Source organism: Aquabacterium sp. J223, from assembly GCF_024666615.1.
Taxonomy (GTDB): Bacteria; Pseudomonadota; Gammaproteobacteria; order Burkholderiales; family Burkholderiaceae_C; genus J223.
The window spans coordinates 3277813-3292475 of record NZ_CP088297.1 but is presented as its reverse complement, the minus strand read 5'-3'; the positions used below and the strand labels follow the sequence as shown (position 1 = coordinate 3292475).

12 protein-coding genes and 1 pseudogene are annotated in these 14663 nt (G+C 73.6%); 5 read left to right on the top strand and 8 right to left on the bottom strand.

Going from position 1 to position 14663, the window contains the following annotated elements; all coding sequences use genetic code 11:
• Positions 1–6: 6 nt before the first annotated feature.
• The 8 genes and pseudogenes from selB to LRS07_RS15635 form a co-directional block, all read right to left on the bottom strand.
• A complete protein-coding gene (gene selB, locus LRS07_RS15675) occupies positions 7–1914 on the bottom strand; it encodes a selenocysteine-specific translation elongation factor (RefSeq protein ID WP_260498915.1) in 1908 nt (635 codons plus the stop codon).
• A 19-nt stretch (positions 1915–1933) separates the two neighbouring features.
• Positions 1934–3568 (bottom strand): UGSC family (seleno)protein, encoded by a 1635-nt coding sequence (locus LRS07_RS15670; protein ID WP_509909124.1) that lies wholly within the window; start codon positions 3566–3568, stop codon positions 1934–1936.
• Positions 3569–3602: 34 nt separating this feature from the next.
• Positions 3603–4499: an NAD(P)/FAD-dependent oxidoreductase gene (locus LRS07_RS15660; protein WP_260498912.1), complete on the bottom strand. Its 897-nt coding sequence runs from the start codon at positions 4497–4499 to the stop codon at positions 3603–3605.
• A 95-nt stretch (positions 4500–4594) separates the two neighbouring features.
• Positions 4595–5406: pseudogene (locus tag LRS07_RS15655) on the bottom strand (LytR/AlgR family response regulator transcription factor).
• Positions 5403–6458: a sensor histidine kinase gene (locus tag LRS07_RS15650; RefSeq protein ID WP_260498911.1), complete on the bottom strand. Its 1056-nt coding sequence runs from the start codon at positions 6456–6458 to the stop codon at positions 5403–5405. Before LRS07_RS15650 ends, LRS07_RS15655 begins: the two are co-directional and overlap by 4 nt.
• A 3-nt stretch (positions 6459–6461) precedes the next feature.
• Positions 6462–7391: a sterol desaturase family protein gene (locus tag LRS07_RS15645; protein ID WP_260498910.1), complete on the bottom strand. Its 930-nt coding sequence runs from the start codon at positions 7389–7391 to the stop codon at positions 6462–6464.
• Positions 7391–8422: a DUF6622 family protein gene (locus LRS07_RS22040; protein ID WP_312028306.1), complete on the bottom strand. Its 1032-nt coding sequence runs from the start codon at positions 8420–8422 to the stop codon at positions 7391–7393. Before LRS07_RS22040 ends, LRS07_RS15645 begins: the two co-directional genes overlap by 1 nt.
• Before the next feature lie 131 nt (positions 8423–8553).
• A complete protein-coding gene (locus LRS07_RS15635; protein WP_260498909.1) occupies positions 8554–10086 on the bottom strand; it encodes a helicase HerA-like domain-containing protein in 1533 nt (510 codons plus the stop codon).
• Positions 10087–10237: 151 nt separating this feature from the next.
• Between LRS07_RS15635 and LRS07_RS15630 the strand changes: the two genes are divergently transcribed.
• The 5 genes from LRS07_RS15630 (at position 10238) to rsfS (ending at position 14663) form a co-directional block, all read left to right on the top strand.
• Complete coding sequence (locus tag LRS07_RS15630; protein ID WP_260498908.1) at positions 10238–10963, top strand: YebC/PmpR family DNA-binding transcriptional regulator; 726 nt, start codon at positions 10238–10240, stop codon at positions 10961–10963.
• Entirely contained in the window at positions 10960–12246 is a 1287-nt protein-coding gene (gene purD, locus LRS07_RS15625) for a phosphoribosylamine--glycine ligase (RefSeq protein ID WP_260498907.1), read from the top strand. Before LRS07_RS15630 ends, purD begins: the two co-directional genes overlap by 4 nt.
• 150 nt (positions 12247–12396) lie before the next feature.
• Positions 12397–13341 (top strand): oxygen-dependent coproporphyrinogen oxidase, encoded by a 945-nt coding sequence (gene hemF / locus LRS07_RS15620; protein WP_260498906.1) that lies wholly within the window; start codon positions 12397–12399, stop codon positions 13339–13341.
• Positions 13338–13961, top strand: a complete 624-nt coding sequence (gene nadD / locus LRS07_RS15615) for a nicotinate (nicotinamide) nucleotide adenylyltransferase (protein ID WP_260498905.1) — start codon at positions 13338–13340, stop codon at positions 13959–13961. Before hemF ends, nadD begins: the two co-directional genes overlap by 4 nt.
• Positions 13962–14663, top strand: a complete 702-nt coding sequence (rsfS, locus tag LRS07_RS15610) for a ribosome silencing factor (protein WP_260498904.1) — start codon at positions 13962–13964, stop codon at positions 14661–14663. It abuts the gene before it with no gap.

The following is a 14663-nucleotide window of genomic DNA, read 5'->3' as shown; positions in this document are numbered from 1 at the left end:
ACGCCCTCATCGGATCGTTCGCCGCTCCCTGGCGTAGCGGGTGAAGCCGATGCGGTCGAAGAACTCCAGCAGCTGGATGCTGAGGTTGCGGCCCACCCCCGAGCGGTCGCGGAAGCTGGCCGCATCGAAGCGGCCGTCGGGCGCCGAGGCCGCGGTGTCCCGCGCCACCGCCATCAGCGCGTCCACCGTCTCCGGCAGGAAGTAGCGGTTGCGGGCCACCTGCACCAGGTGGCCGAGGTCACACAGCCGCTGCAGCGCCTGCAGCGTGTCGGGCACCGGTCGCTGCAGCAGCGCCGCCAGGTCGCCCAGCGGCGGCGGGCGAAGGCCCATCGGCGCCATCACGCGGTGCAGTTCGGCCAGCAGGCGGGCGTCGGCCTCGGCCAGCCGGGCGACGTGGCCGGGCCGCCGCAGGGCGAAGCCGTCGCGTTCGATGGCGCCGGCGGCCAGTGCGGCCTGCAGCGCGGCCAGGCGCAGCGGCCGGTCCTGGCCCTGCGCCGCCGGGTCCTGCACGGCCTTCAGCAGCACGGCCTCGCTCGGCCCGCGGCTGTCCGGCCGTTCGGCATGCCAGGCGTCCAGCGCGTCGGTCAGCGACCGCTGCAACTGCCGCCAGCGGTCCGCGTGCAGCCAGCGCGGGCCGTGCGACGTGGCCACCGCTTCGATGGGCTGGCTGGCGCGAAGGTCGTCCAACGCCGACGGGTCGAGGTTGCGCTGGCGGGCGAAGGCCTGCGGGTCCACCCCCTGCGGCCGGGCGGCCAGCAGGCCGGCCAGCGCGGCGGCCGCATCGTCGTGGTCCAGCGCCTGCAATTCCGCCAGCCGGGCGTCGCTGGCGCGGCCGCGGCGCGGCGGTTCGCTGTCCAGCACCCGCCCGCCGCCGACGAGGGCCTGGGCGGCGGTGTCGTGCAGCACGAAGCGGTCGCCGTGCAGCGCGGCCACCGGCGCGTCGAGCAGCAACTGCACCAGCCCGCTCTCGCCCGGCACCAGCCGGCGCGGCGACAGCGGCAGCACCCGTGCGCCGACCGCGGCCGTGCCGAGGTACACACGCCACCGGGTGGGGACGGCACCGTCCAGCGCACGCGGCGCGTCGGGCCGCAGGCGCAGGCGGGCGTCCAGCCGGGCGGCGGGCGCGTGCAGGTCGGGGTGGAGCAGCCATTGACCGCGCCCCAGGCCTTCCAGGGCCACACCGGCCAGCGCCAGCGCGCAGCGCTCGCCGGCCTCGGCCCGATCGGTGGCCTGGCCGTGGCGCTGCAGCGAACGCACCCGCACCGGCGTGCCGTCGGGCGACAGCACCGGCGCATCGCCCGGCCGCACGGCGCCCGACAGCACGGTGCCGGTGACCACCGTGCCGAGGCCCGGCGGGCGGAAGGCGCGGTCGACGGCGAAGCGGAAACGGGCGCCGGGCCGCGTGACGGGCGGCGACGCCGCCCAGTCGTCGACCAGCGTGCGCAACCCGTCGAGGCCCTGGCCGGTGGTCGCACTGACCATCAGGCGCGGCGCCGACTGCAGCGGGCTGCCGGCCAGCAGCGCGTCGACCTCGGCCTGCAGCGTGGCCATGCGACCGGCGTCGACGCGGTCGGCCTTGTTCAGCACCACCGCGCCGCGATGGACGCCCAGCAGGTCCAGCAGCGCCAGGTGGTCGTGGGTCTGCCGGCGCGGGCCGTCGTCGCAGGCGATGACCAGCAGCACGGCGTCGACCGCCGCCAGCCCGGCGACGGCCTGGCGCAGGAAGTCGGCATGGCCCGGCACGTCGACGAGGCTGACGCTGCGGCCGGTGGGCAGGTCGAGGTGGGCATGGCCCGGCTCGATCGTCATGCCGCGCCGGCGCTCCTCCGGCAGGCGGTCGGTGCGCACGCCCGTGAGGGCGTGCACCAGGGTCGTCTTGCCGTGGTCGACGTGGCCGGCCGTGGCGACGATCACGGCGCCTCCGCCGCCAGGGTCACCGCCAGTCGTCGACCTTCACCGTCACCGCCCGGCTGCCGTTGCCGCTCACCATCTTCCAGGCGCCCTGCGTCTCGCCGCCCAGCACCACCACGCTGATGTCCTCGGCGCGGTACTTGGGCACCAGCGCGTCCGGCGCGGCCTTGAGCAGCGTGGCCCAGGGCTCCTGGCCGTCGACGGCCTTGGGCTTGAGCAGCGTCTGCACCCACTGGTCGTCCCAGAACTCGCGCGCCGGCACCCGGCTGTTCTCGTGCAGCCAGTCGATGAGCTGCTGCTTGCGCACGAAGCCCTTGTCCACGAAGCCGCGGGCGACCAGCGGGTCGAGCAGCAGGATGGGCGGGCTGTAGTTCTCCGCCGCCTGCAGCGCCTGCCGCATGCGCGCTGCCCAGGTCTCGCGCGGGCCGAAGCCGCTGAGCGTGTACCAGCCGCCGAGGTAGACGGTGACCGCCGAGTCCTCGGCCTTGAGGCCGCGCTGCACGTGCAGCGGCTCCCAGGGGCTGCGCTCCTCGTTCTCGGCCCAGGTGCAGGCCACGTTGTAGGCGTTGCCGATGGACCCCATGTAGGTCTCGCCGACCACGGAGCCGCCCTGCAGGTTCTGGCTGAGCAGCCCGTGCGCCCGGCCCACCGCCATGTTGGCGTGGGCGTAGGGGCCCATCGCACCGATGCCGCTGTTCAGCCCGATCTCGTGGCGGATGGGGCCGTTGACGATCGACGGCGTCGCCCAGCTGGTGGTGCTGCTGGAGCGGGCGCTCATGCCGCTGGCGGCCATGGCCAGGATGAGCGGGAAGTACTCCGGCCGCGCGCCCGCCATCACCGCGTTCACCGCCACCTTCTCGACGGTGAACTGCCAGAACTCGCGGAAGTTGGCCGGCCGCAGCTGGCCGACGACCTTGTCGCGCGGGTGGCTGGTGCCGCGCAGCATGGCCTCCACCCGTTCCTCGGTGGGCAGCACGATGGGCAGGAAGTCGGTCCAACGCTCGTCCTCGAAGCGGCGGTGAAGGTCGTCCTCGGTGGCCGGCTCCAGCAGGCGCGGGGTGTCGCGCTCGAAGCCGACGCCGGCCATGTCCTCGGCCGTCAGCTCGCCGGTCAGGCCGTCGAGCATCTCGGCCAGGAAGGGCCGCTTGCTCACCGGGTTGGTGCCGTGGATGTACTCGCGCAGCTGCGACGGCGACAGCCCGACGATGGGCTGCGGCACGAACAGCTGCCGCGCGGTGGGTGTGCCGTTGGCACGGGCCGCCTGTTTGACCAGGCGGGCGAAGGGATGGGTGTGGATGGCGACGGTGGGAACACCGTCGGCCTCGACTGCCATTGCGAGCCCGGCGACCGTCGGGCAGCAAGTGCTTCAGAGGCCGACGCCGAAGATCGCCGCGTCCGCGTCCTTGACGATGCGCGCGCGCATCTCCGGGTCGTCGACCCAGCTCTCGCGCGGCCTGACGATCTCGGTCTTGACGCTGGGCATGTGCTCGCCGAACCAGATCTGCAGCTCGCGCATGAAGGCGTCGGAGTTGTCGAACAGGCAGTCGACGAGGTGGACGGTCTTGCCGTCCAGCGACGGCAGGCGCGCCGCCAGCCGCTTGGCCGACACCTTCGGCGGGTAGCCGCGGGGGTCGTGGACCTGTATCGTTCGGGACATCGTGGGGTCTCCTGTCATGGATTCATCGGGGGCGTCAGCCCAGGTGGTTCTTGGCGGCAAGCACGGCGCCCGCCGCGTCGGCGACGGCGTCGGCGGCCTGCCCGCCCTGGCCGGCGCGGGCGCTGCCGGCGGCGAAGACGCCGGGCGATGCGGTGCGCCAGCCGGCGTCGGTGAGGATGCGGCCGTCGGCGTCGAGCTCGACCACGCCACGCAGCCAGTCGGTGTTCGGCAGCAGGCCGGCGTAGACGAAGACGCCGTGCACCGGCAGCCGCCGGCCGTCGGCCAGCCGCACCGCCTCCACGGCGCCGCCGCCTTCGATCGCCTCGACGCAGGCGCCGGTGTGCACGGTGATCTTCGGCTGCGCCTGCACCCGCTGCTGCCAGGCGTCGCGGGCGGTCAGCCGGTCGCGCCGCACCAGCAGGTGCACGGCGCTGGCGTGCTGGGCCAGCGTCAACGCCTCCTGGCAGGCGGCGTCGCCGCCACCGACCACCGCCACCGGCTTGCCGCGCAGCAGCGGGCCGTCGCAGCTGGCGCAGTGGCTGACGCCCTGGCCGGCCAGTTCGGCCTCGCCCGGCACGCCGAGCGTGCGCAGGCGGCTGCCCGGGGCCAGGATCACCGCGCGCGCCTGCCAGGCGGCGCCCGCGCTGCGGACCACCCAGCCGCCGGCGGTCGGCTCCAGCGCCTCGGCCTCCTCGTCGACGAAGTGCACGCCGGCGTCCATCGCCGCTTCCTGGGCCATCGGGCAGAGGTCGTAGCCCGGGATGCCGTCCGGATGCTCGGGCAGGCCCTCCACCGATTCGATGGACAGCAGCAGGCCGCCGGGCACCGGTCCGGCGAAGGCGGTGCAGCGCAGCCCGGCACGGCCGGCGTCGGCCGCGGCGGTCAGGCCCGCCAGGCCGCCGCCGACGACGATCAGATCGGTATCTTGCATCGCCCGAGCCTATGGCGGATGCGGGCCGGGCGGGATGAGGTTTGCGAGGGGCCGATGTGGGCGGCTTATCGGGCCGGGGCGGCGGGGCCGGGGCCTCAGAGGCCCTTGAACAGGTGGGCGTGCAGCCGGCTCACGGCCAGCCGTTCGGGGCGGCCGCGCAGCGACAGCGACAGCTTGCCGGCCTCGTCGCGCTGGGCGCGCTCGATGCAGCGCACCTGCACCACCGTGCCGCGGTGCACCTGCCAGAAGCGCTGGGGGTCGAGCTGCGGCAGCAGCTCGCGCAGGGCCAGCCGCATCACGTGCTCATGCCCGGCCGTGACGACGCGCAGGTATTTGTCGGCGGCCTCGAAGTACAGCACCTCGTCGACCGGCACGAAGTGGATGGTGTTGCCGCTGCCCACCTGCAGCACCTCCAGGCGCTGCGGCGGTGCGGCGCCCGCGGACGCGGACGGCGCCAGCAGCCCGCGCAGCTGGGCCACCGCCGCCTGCAGCGCCTGCGGCGCCGGCGCCGCCTGGCGCTCGGCCAGGCGCTGCTGCAGCCGGCGCACCGCCCCCTTCAGCCGCTCCGGCTGCACCGGCTTCAGCAGGTAGTCCACCGCCTGGCGCTCGAAGGCGTCGAGCGCGTACTGGTCGTAGGCGGTGACGAAGACCAGCAGGGGAAGGGCGGCGCGTCGTCGGCGTCGGGCCATTCCTCCGCGAGGGCCTGCGCGGCCTCCAGGCCGCTCAGGCCGGGCATGCGAATGTCGAGGAAGGCGAGCTGCGGCCGGTGCTGCAGGGCCTGCTGCACCGCCTGCTCCCCGTTGGCCGCCATGCAGACCACCTGCAGCCCGGGCCACAGCCGCAGCAGGTCCTGGCGCAGCGCTTCGGCCAGCAGCGGTTCGTCTTCGGCGATCAGGGCGGTGGTCATCGGGCGTCCTCCTGCGCCGGCAGCCGGATGACGGCCAGCGTGCCGCCCGGCGCATCGGCGGCAGCCTGCAGGTCGAACGAAGCGGCCGGGCCATACAACGACTGCAGCCGCTGCCGCACCTGGTCGAGGCCGAAGCGGGTGCCGTCCGACGAGGGTGCCTGGCCGAGGCCGACGCCGGTGTCGCGCACGCTCAGCTGCAGCATGCCGTCCTGCCGCCGGGCGCTGAGCTCGATGCGGCCGCCCTCGACCTTCGGCTCCAGCCCGTGCACGACGGCGTTCTCCACCAGCGGCTGCAGCAGCAGCGGCGGCACCGGCTGGCCGCGCAGCTCGTCGGGCAGGTCGAAGCGCACCGCCAGCCGGTCGCCCATGCGCACCTGCATCAGCGCCAGGTAGTCGGCCAGGCGCTCGAACTCGGCGGCCAGGGCGTGGCGCTCGCTGCGCGACGCGGCCAGCGTGGCGCGCAGGAAGGCGATCAGCCGGTCGAGCATGGCCTGCGCCCGCGGCGGGTCCAGCCCGATCAGCACCCGCAGGTTGGCCAGCGTGTTGAACAGCATGTGCGGCTCGAGCTGGGCCTGCAGCAGCTTGAGCTGCGCTTCGGCGGCGTCGCGCTGCGCGGCGGCCAGCTGCCGCAGCTGGTACTGCATCCGGCCGCGGGCGTAGAAGAAGTAGGACACGCCCGCGCTGAACAGCAGCGACACCAGCAGGTAGCCGGCGAAGGCGCGCGGGGACTGCCGCCACAGCGACAGCGTCGACCATCCGCTGTAGGCGTCGCCCAGCAGGTTGCCGACGACGAAGCCGCTGCCGATGCCGCCCACCTGCAGCACCCAGGCGCGCCAGCCCTCGGGCCAGCCGCGGTTGGCATCGTGCTGGAAGGCGAAGCGGCCGAAGTCCAGCAGCAGCCAGATCGGCAGGCCGGTGCCGAGCGCGTAGACGAGCTGCCGGTCCAGCGGGCTGCCGCGCATCAGCGACAGCCCGAGCGCGATGGCCACGCAGATGACCGCCGTCAGGCCGCCGCGGCGCAGGAAGTCCTGCGGCCGTGAACTCTGCGCCATGGGTCAGCCCGCGGCGGCCGTCGCCGCCGGGGGCGACGGACGTGCCCCGGCGTCGCCCCGTCGTGCCGCGGCGCGCAGTTCCTCGGTGGTGGTGCCGCGACCGTGGGGGTTCCACCCCGGCGGCCTGAACAACAGGCCCAGCACCGTGCGCAGGCGCCTCGCCTTGGACAGGTCGCGTGCCAGCAGCAGCCACTGGTGGAATTCCACCGTCAGCGGGTTGTAGCTGACCAGCGGCGTGACCAGGCCGTAGCGGCAGGGCAGCTCGTCGCGCTCGGGCTTGTAGGTGCCGAACAGCCGGTCGAAGACCAGCAGCACGCCGCCGTAGTTGGCGTCCAGGTAGTCGAGGTTGGCCGCGTGGTGCACCCGGTGCGCCGACGGCGTGTTGACCCAGCCCTCCAGCCAGCCCAGGCGCGGAATCCAGGTGGCGTGGATCCAGAACTGGTAGAGCAGGTTGAGCGACAGCATGGCGAACACCACCCGCGGCGGAAAGCCCAGCCACACCAGCGGCACGTAGAACACCGAGCTGCCGGTGGCGCGGCCGAGGAAGCCGATGCGGTAGGCGGCCGACAGGTTCAGCTCGTTGGGCGAGTGGTGCACCGCATGGTTGCACCAGAACCAGCGCACCCGGTGCGCGGCGCGGTGGAACCCGTAGTAGCAGAACTCCTGGCCGATGAAGAGCAACACGAAGGCGGCCCAGCCGTCGAGGGCGATGTCGGCCAGCCGGTGCTGGTAGGCCCACGCGATCAGCGGCGTGGCGATGGACAGCGGCAGCAGCAGCTGCGTGGCCACCCGCAGCACCAGGTCGGTCAGCGACACCCCGGCCGCCTTCCAGTCGTAGCCCTGCCGGCGCGACAGCACCAGCGCCTCGACGAGCGAGGCCAGCACCACCGCGGGCAGCGCGACGAACAGCAGGAAGCGGTCGAGTGCGGTCATCACGGCCGGGCCGACACAGTGGCGAAGCGCAGTCTAGCGGCGGCATCGGCGGGCGCCGACCGCAGCAGCGCCACCGCCCGGGCGACGAACACCCCGGACAGCGCCCCATAGGCCGCCGCGATCGGCAGGGCGAACGCCGGCGCCTGAGCCCATTCCCGGTGCAGCGCCAGGCTGACGGTGACGGCGTAGCGCAGGCCGAAGATGGCCAGCATGGTCACCAGCGGCCAGGGGCTGCCGGGCACGGCGATGCGGCCGTCGGCCAGGCGCTCGCCATGCGGCATCGGCAGACGCCGCGCCAGCACGACCACGGCCGCCAGGCCCGCCGCCCAGGCGACGAGCACCGTCGGCGCCGCGCCGAAGGCGGACGCCGTGCCCCACAGGGAGAAGCCGCCCAGCGCCAGCGGCATCACCATCAGCCGGCCGCGGGACAGGACCCGGCGCCGCAGCTGCACCGCACCGAGGAGGATCAGCGCGAGCAGCAGGGCCCAGACCCAGCCCGGCGTGTGGCGCAGGACCTGGCCGACGACGTTGCCCAGCGGCAGGCCGGCCAGCGCGGCCGCGCCGGCCGATGCGGAGGTGGTGACCAGCGACCCGTCGCCGGTGACCGGCGTCGCGTTGCGGCCGATGTTCAGGCCCAGCGCCCGGTTCCACAGCAGGTCGCCGAGGAAGCGCCCCGGCAGCAGGGCGAAGGTGCCCGCGCCGACGCAGCCGCCGAGGTAGGTGGACCACATCACCGCCTTGTGCAGCGCGATGCGTCCGTGCTTCACCGCCCACAGCGCGCGGGCGATGCCGGCGAAGGTGAGCACCGTCAGCAGGTGGATGGGGGTGTAGCCGGCGATGTTGGGCAGCCGGAAGTCGCGTATGAAGACGCTGGAGCCGGCGGCCAGCAGCATCAGCGTGACCCAGGCGTAGCCGGCCGTCCGGTGCAGGCGCGAGCCCTTGCGGGCGCTGAGGGCCACCGGCCCGAGCACCAGCGCGGCCAGTGCGACGGTCAGGTGGATGGCGACGGCGGGGGAGGTGAAGGGGCTCATGGCGGGGTGCGGTCGGTGGGCGGGACCCGGTGCCCGGACTGTGGTGGCGGGGCACGGCGCCGGCCATCCCGTCGCGACGAACCGACCCCCCGATGGCGCGAGCCGACGCGGCGGCGGCGCCAGCCGCGGCGTCAGCGCCGCTTGCCGCCGCCGAGGATGCCGCCCAGCACGCCGCGGATGATCTCGCGGCCCACCGTGCTGCCCATGGTGCGGATGGCCGACTTGGCCATCGCCTCGACCAGGCCCTCGCGCCGCCCGCCGCGCGGGCCGGTGCTGCCGAACAGCACGTCGCCAAGGCCCCCAAGCGCACTGCCGCCCGGCGCCCCGCCGGCCGGCGCGGCGCCGCCCGCGGTCCCACCGGTGGCGGCGGGCGCGGCCTGGGCGCTGGCCGTCGCACGGGCCGCCAGCTTCTCGTAGGCCGATTCGCGGTCGACCGCCTTCTCGTAGACGCCGGCGACCAGCGAGCCGGCCATCAGCGCCTGGCGCTCCTGGGGCGTCACCGGGCCGATGCGGCTGCCCGGCGGGTGGACGAAGACCCGCTCGACCACGCTCGGCCGGCCCTTTTCGTCGAGCAGGCTGACCAGCGCCTCGCCCACCGCGAGCTCGGTGATGGCGGTGGCGGTGTCGATCTTCGGGTTGGCGCGCAGCGTCTCGGCCGCCGTCTTCACCGCCTTCTGGTCGCGCGGCGTGAAGGCGCGCAGCGCGTGCTGCACCCGGTTGCCGAGCTGGCCGAGCACGGTGTCGGGGATGTCCAGCGGGTTCTGCGTCACGAAGTAGACGCCGACGCCCTTCGAGCGCACCAGCCGCACCACCAGCTCGATGCGCTCGATCAGCACCTTGGGCGCGTCGTCGAACAGCAGGTGCGCCTCGTCGAAGAAGAAGACCAGCTTCGGCTTGTCCAGGTCGCCCACCTCGGGCAGCGTCTCGAACAGCTCGGACAGCAGCCAGAGCAGGAAGCTGGCGTACAGGCGCGGCGCGTTGAGCAGCTTGTCGGCGGCGAGGATGTTGATGACGCCCTGGCCGTCGACGGTCTGCTGGAAGTCCGCGATGTCCAGCATCGGCTCGCCGAAGAACCTGTCGCCGCCCTGCGCCTGCAACTGCAGCAGGCCGCGCTGGATGGCGCCCACGCTGGCGGCGCTGACGTTGCCGTAGGTGGTGGTGAACTGGCTGGCGTTGTCGCCCACGTGCTGCAGCATCGCCCGCAGGTCCTTCAGGTCCAGCAGCAGCAGGCCCTGGTCGTCGGCGATCTTGAACACCATCTGCAGCACGCCGGCCTGCGTCTCGTTGAGCGAGAGCATGCGCGCCAGCAGCAGCGGCCCCAGGTCGGACACCGTGGCGCGCACCGGGTGGCCCTGCTCGCCGAAGACGTCCCACAGCGTGGTCGGGCAGGCGGTGGGTTCCGGCGTCGGCAGGCCGCGCTCGGCCAGCACCGCGGCGAGCTTGTCGCCGACCTTTCCGTGCTGGCTGATGCCGGTGAGGTCGCCCTTCACGTCGGCCAGGAACACCGGCACGCCCAGCCGGGAGAAGCCCTCGGCCAGCGCCTGCAGCGTGATCGTCTTGCCGGTGCCGGTGGCGCCGGTCACCAGGCCGTGCCGGTTGGCCAGCGCCGGCAGCAGCTCGCACTGCACCGCGCCATGGCTGGCGACGAGGATGGGGTCGGCCATGCGGCTCCTCTGGGTCTTCGTGGGCCGGCCGGGGCGGGGGCGGGCCCGGGCCAGGCGGGGGGAGGACCCCCGGTAAACTCGGGCCAGTCTAACGAACATCCGTCCCGGCACGCCTGCTGCGTCACCGGGCGACCCGAGGAGTTTCCGCGCCATGGCAGGGCATTCGAAGTGGGCCAACATCCAGCACCGCAAGGGGCGGCAGGACGAGAAGCGCGGCAAGGCATGGACGCGGGTGATCCGCGAAATCATGGTCGCCGCCCGGCAGGGCGGCGGTGACCCGTCGGCCAACCCGCGGCTGCGGCTGGCCATCGAGAAGGCCAAGGCGGTGAACCTGCCGGCCGACACGGTCAAGCGCAACATCGACAAGGCCACCGGCAACCTCGAAGGCGTCAACTACGAGGAGATCCGCTACGAGGGCTACGGCATCGGCGGCGCGGCCATCATCGTCGACTGCATGACCGACAACCGGGTGCGCACCGTGGCCGAGGTGCGGCATGCCTTCAGCAAGCACGGCGGCAACCTGGGCACGGAGGGCTCGGTGGCCTTCCAGTTCAAGCACTGCGGACAGCTGGTGTTCGCCCCCGGCACGCCGGAGGACGCGTTGATGGAGGCCGCCCTGGAGGCGGGCGCCGACGACGTGGTGACCCACGACGACGGCAGCCTGGAGGTGCTGACCCCGCCGGCCGACTTCGAGGCGGTCAAGACCGCGCTGGAGGCCAAGGGCCTCAAGCCCGAGATGGCCGAGGTGACGATGCGCGCCGAGAACAGCATCCAGCTGGCCGGCGAGGACGCCCAGCGCATGCAGAAGCTGCTCGACGTCATCGAGGACCTGGACGACGTGCAGGCGGTCTTCCACAACGCGGAGATCGCGGAGTGAAAGTCCTGGTCATCGGCTCCGGCGGACGCGAGCACGCCCTGGCCTGGAAGCTGGCACAGAGCCCGCGCACGCAGACCGTCTACGTCGCACCGGGCAACGGCGGCACCGCGCTCGATCCACGGCTGCGCAACCTGCCGATCACCGACGTGCAGGCGCTGGCCGACTTCGCGCAGAAGGAGAAGGTGGCGCTCACCGTGGTCGGGCCGGAGCAGCCGCTGTCCGCCGGGGTGGTCGACGTCTTCCGCGCGCGCGGGCTGCGCATCTTCGGCCCGACCAAGGCGGCGGCGCAGCTGGAGAGCTCCAAGGCCTTCGCCAAGGCGTTCATGCAGCGGCACAAGATCCCGACGGCGCACCATGCGGTGTTCTCGGACCCGGCGGCGGCGCATGCCCACCTGGAGCAGGTCGGCGCGCCCATCGTCGTCAAGGCCGACGGCCTGGCCGCCGGCAAGGGCGTGGTGGTGGCGATGACGCTGGCCGAGGCGCACGAGGCGGTCGACATGATGCTGGTCGACAACACGCTCGGCGTGCAGCACAACGCCGACGGCGCGCGCGTCGTCATCGAGGAGTTCCTCGAAGGCGAGGAGGCCAGCTTCATCGTGCTGTGCGACGGCAAGCACGTGCTGCCGCTGGCCACCAGCCAGGACCACAAGCGGCTGCAGGACGGCGACCAGGGGCCGAACACCGGCGGCATGGGCGCCTACTCGCCGGCGCCGGTGGTCACGCCGAACGTGCACGCCAAGGCCATGCACGAGATCATCCTGCCCACCATCGCCGGCATGGCGGCCGACGGCATCCCGTTCTCGGGCTTCCTCTACGCCGGTCTGATGATCGGCGCCGACGGCCAGCCGAAGACGCTGGAGTTCAACACCCGCATGGGCGACCCCGAGACGCAGCCCATCCTGATGCGGCTGAAGAGCGACCTGCTGGAGGTGCTGCTGCACGCCACCGACGGCACGCTGGACGAGGTGTCGCTGCAATGGGACCGCCGCTTCGCGCTCGGCGTGGTGATGGCGGCGCCCGGCTACCCGCTGCAGCCGCGCAAGGGCGACCCCATCACCGGCCTGCCGGCGGAGGCCGGCGACGCGGTGGTCTTCCACGCCGGCAGCACGCGCGACGCCAACGGCACGCTGGTGACCAGCGGCGGCCGGGTGCTGTGCGTCACCGCCCTGGGCGAATCGGCGCGGCTGGCGCAGGCGCGGGCCTACGACGCGCTGTCGGGCATCCGCTTCGACGGCATGCAGTTCCGGCGCGACATCGGCTGGCGGGCCATCAAGTCGCGATGACGACGACCCCCGGCCGTCTGACGGCCGCCCCCCGAGGGGCCCCCGACACGACCGGGAGACCCGGATCGTGCCGGGCTCGCGTGTTGGCACCGCTGCCCCTGGTCGCCGATGGCGACCTGTCCCCACGGGGACGTGGGTGGAGCATCCGCGATGAGCGAAGACCCCGGGCTGCCGCAGCAGGTGCGCGAGTACCTGCTGGGCCTGCAGCAGCGCATCGTCGACGGGCTGCAGGCGCTGGACGGCGGCGCCTTCGTCACCGACCGCTGGACCCGCCCGCCGGGCGAGCGGCTGCAGGGCGAGGGCGTCTCGCGGCTGATCGAAGGCGGCGCGCTGTTCGAGCGCGGCGGCTGCAACTTCTCGCACGTGACCGGGCCGCAGCTGCCGCCGTCGGCGACGCAGCACCGGCCCGAACTCGCCGGCGCGCCGTTCGAGGCCATGGGCGTCTCGCTGGTGCTGCACCCGCGCAACCCGCACGTGCCCACGGTGCACCTCAACGTCCGCATGCTGGCCGCCACGCCGGACGGCGGTGACGTCGTGGCGTGGTTCGGCGGCGGCATGGACCTGACGCCCTACTACCCCCACGAGGAAGACGCGGCGCACTTCCATGCGACCTGCCGCAATGCGTTGGACCCGCTCGGCGCCGACCTCTACCCGCGCTTCAAGCGCTGGTGCGACGAGTACTTCTTCCTCAAGCACCGGCAGGAGCCGCGCGGCATCGGCGGCGTCTTCTTCGACGACTTCGCCGAGGGCGGCGCCGACCGCGGCTTCGCGCTGATGCGGGCCACCGGCGACGCCTTCCTGCCGGCCTACGCGCCCATCGTCGAGCGGCGTCGGGGCATGGCCTACGGCGAGCGCGAGCGCGACTTCCAGGCCTACCGCCGAGGCCGCTACGTCGAGTTCAACCTGGTGTGGGACCGCGGCACGCTGTTCGGCCTGCAGTCGGGCGGGCGCACCGAGTCGATCCTGATGTCCATGCCGCCGCAGGCCGCCTGGCGCTACGACTGGCGGCCCGAGCCCGGCTCGCCCGAGGCGCGCCTCTACGACGACTTCCTGCGGCCCCGCCAATGGGCCGAGCCGGGCGCGCCGGCCCCGTGACCCGTCGGGTCGGATTCTTCGGCGGCAGCTTCGATCCGCCGCACAACGCCCACCTCGCGCTGGCGCGCCTTGCCCGCGACCACCTGCAGCTCGACGAACTGCGCATCGTGGTGGCCGGCCAGCCGTGGCAGAAGGCGGCACAGGCGATGACGCCGGCCGAGCACCGCCTGGCGATGACGCGGCTCGCCTTCGCCGGTGAGCCGCGCATGGCCATCGAGACCTGGGAGGTCGACCATCCCGAGGCCACGGTGACGGCCGACACGCTGGAAGCGCTGCAGGCACGCGCGGACGGGCAGGGCGCCGAGTGGTTCCTGGTCCTCGGCCAGGACCAGTACGGCCGGCTGGACACCTGGCGGCGCTGGCCCGACCTGCTGTCGCTGGCCACGCTCGCGGTGGCCGGCCGCGCCGGTGCACCGCCGCAACCGCCGGACGCGCTGGCCGCCGTGCCGCACCGGGTGGTCGCGCTGCCGCTCGCGCCGATGGCCACCGCCGCCACCGCGCTGCGCGAGGCGGTGGCCGCCGGGATGGGCATTGCCGGGGAGGTGCCCCCGGCCGTCGCAAGCTATATTGACCGCCACGCCCTCTACCGGGCGGCCCCGCCCGAACCACACCGGAGCTGAATGGACATCCGCAAGCTGCAACGGGCCATCGTCGATGGCCTGGAAGACACCAAGGCCCAGAACATCCTGGTGTTCAACACCGAACACCTGTCCCCGCTGTTCGAGCGGGTGATCATCGCCTCGGGCACGTCCAACCGGCAGACCAAGGCGCTGGCCGCCAGCGTCCGCGACGCGGTGAAGTCGCGTGGCATGCAGGTGCTGCGCACCGAGGGCGAGGACAACGGCGAGTGGATCATCGTCGACTGCGGCGCCGCCGTGGCCCACATCATGCAGCCGGCCATCCGCGACTACTACCACCTCGAAGAGATCTGGGGCGACAAGCCGGTGAAGCTGAAGCTGGGCGGCGACGGCAAGGCCGGCCTGCCGAAGGCCGAGCGCACCGACGACGACGAGGACGAGGACGACGCACCGGCGCCGGCGGCGAAGAAGGCGCCGGCCCGCAAGGCAGCGGCCAAGAAGACGGCGGCCGCCAAAGCCCCGGCGAAGAAGGCTCCAGCCAAGAAGGCCGCGGCGAAGAAGGCGCCGGCCCGCAAAACGGCGGCCGCCGGCCGCGGCGCCATCACCCGCAGCGAAGGCCAGCTGGGCGGCCCGACCAAGACCACCACCATCGTCGTCGGGGCGCCGCGCAAGGCCGCCGCCAAGAAGGCCCCGGCCCGCAAGGCCGCGGCGAAGAAGACCGGCGCGGCCTCCCGCGGCCGCTGA

Bases quoted from the DNA above. Each gene is read 5' to 3' on its own strand.
- LRS07_RS15660 (WP_260498912.1), bottom strand. From the start codon at position 4,499: ATGCAAGATACCGATCTGATCGTCGTCGGCGGCGGCCTGGCGGGCCTG.
- LRS07_RS15650 (WP_260498911.1), bottom strand. From the start codon at position 6,458: ATGGCGCAGAGTTCACGGCCGCAGGACTTCCTGCGCCGCGGCGGCCTG.
- LRS07_RS15645 (WP_260498910.1), bottom strand. From the start codon at position 7,391: ATGACCGCACTCGACCGCTTCCTGCTGTTCGTCGCGCTGCCCGCGGTG.
- LRS07_RS22040 (WP_312028306.1), bottom strand. From the start codon at position 8,422: ATGAGCCCCTTCACCTCCCCCGCCGTCGCCATCCACCTGACCGTCGCA.
- LRS07_RS15635 (WP_260498909.1), bottom strand. From the start codon at position 10,086: ATGGCCGACCCCATCCTCGTCGCCAGCCATGGCGCGGTGCAGTGCGAG.
- LRS07_RS15630 (WP_260498908.1), top strand. From the start codon at position 10,238: ATGGCAGGGCATTCGAAGTGGGCCAACATCCAGCACCGCAAGGGGCGG.
- hemF (WP_260498906.1), top strand. From the start codon at position 12,397: ATGAGCGAAGACCCCGGGCTGCCGCAGCAGGTGCGCGAGTACCTGCTG.
- rsfS (WP_260498904.1), top strand. From the start codon at position 13,962: ATGGACATCCGCAAGCTGCAACGGGCCATCGTCGATGGCCTGGAAGAC.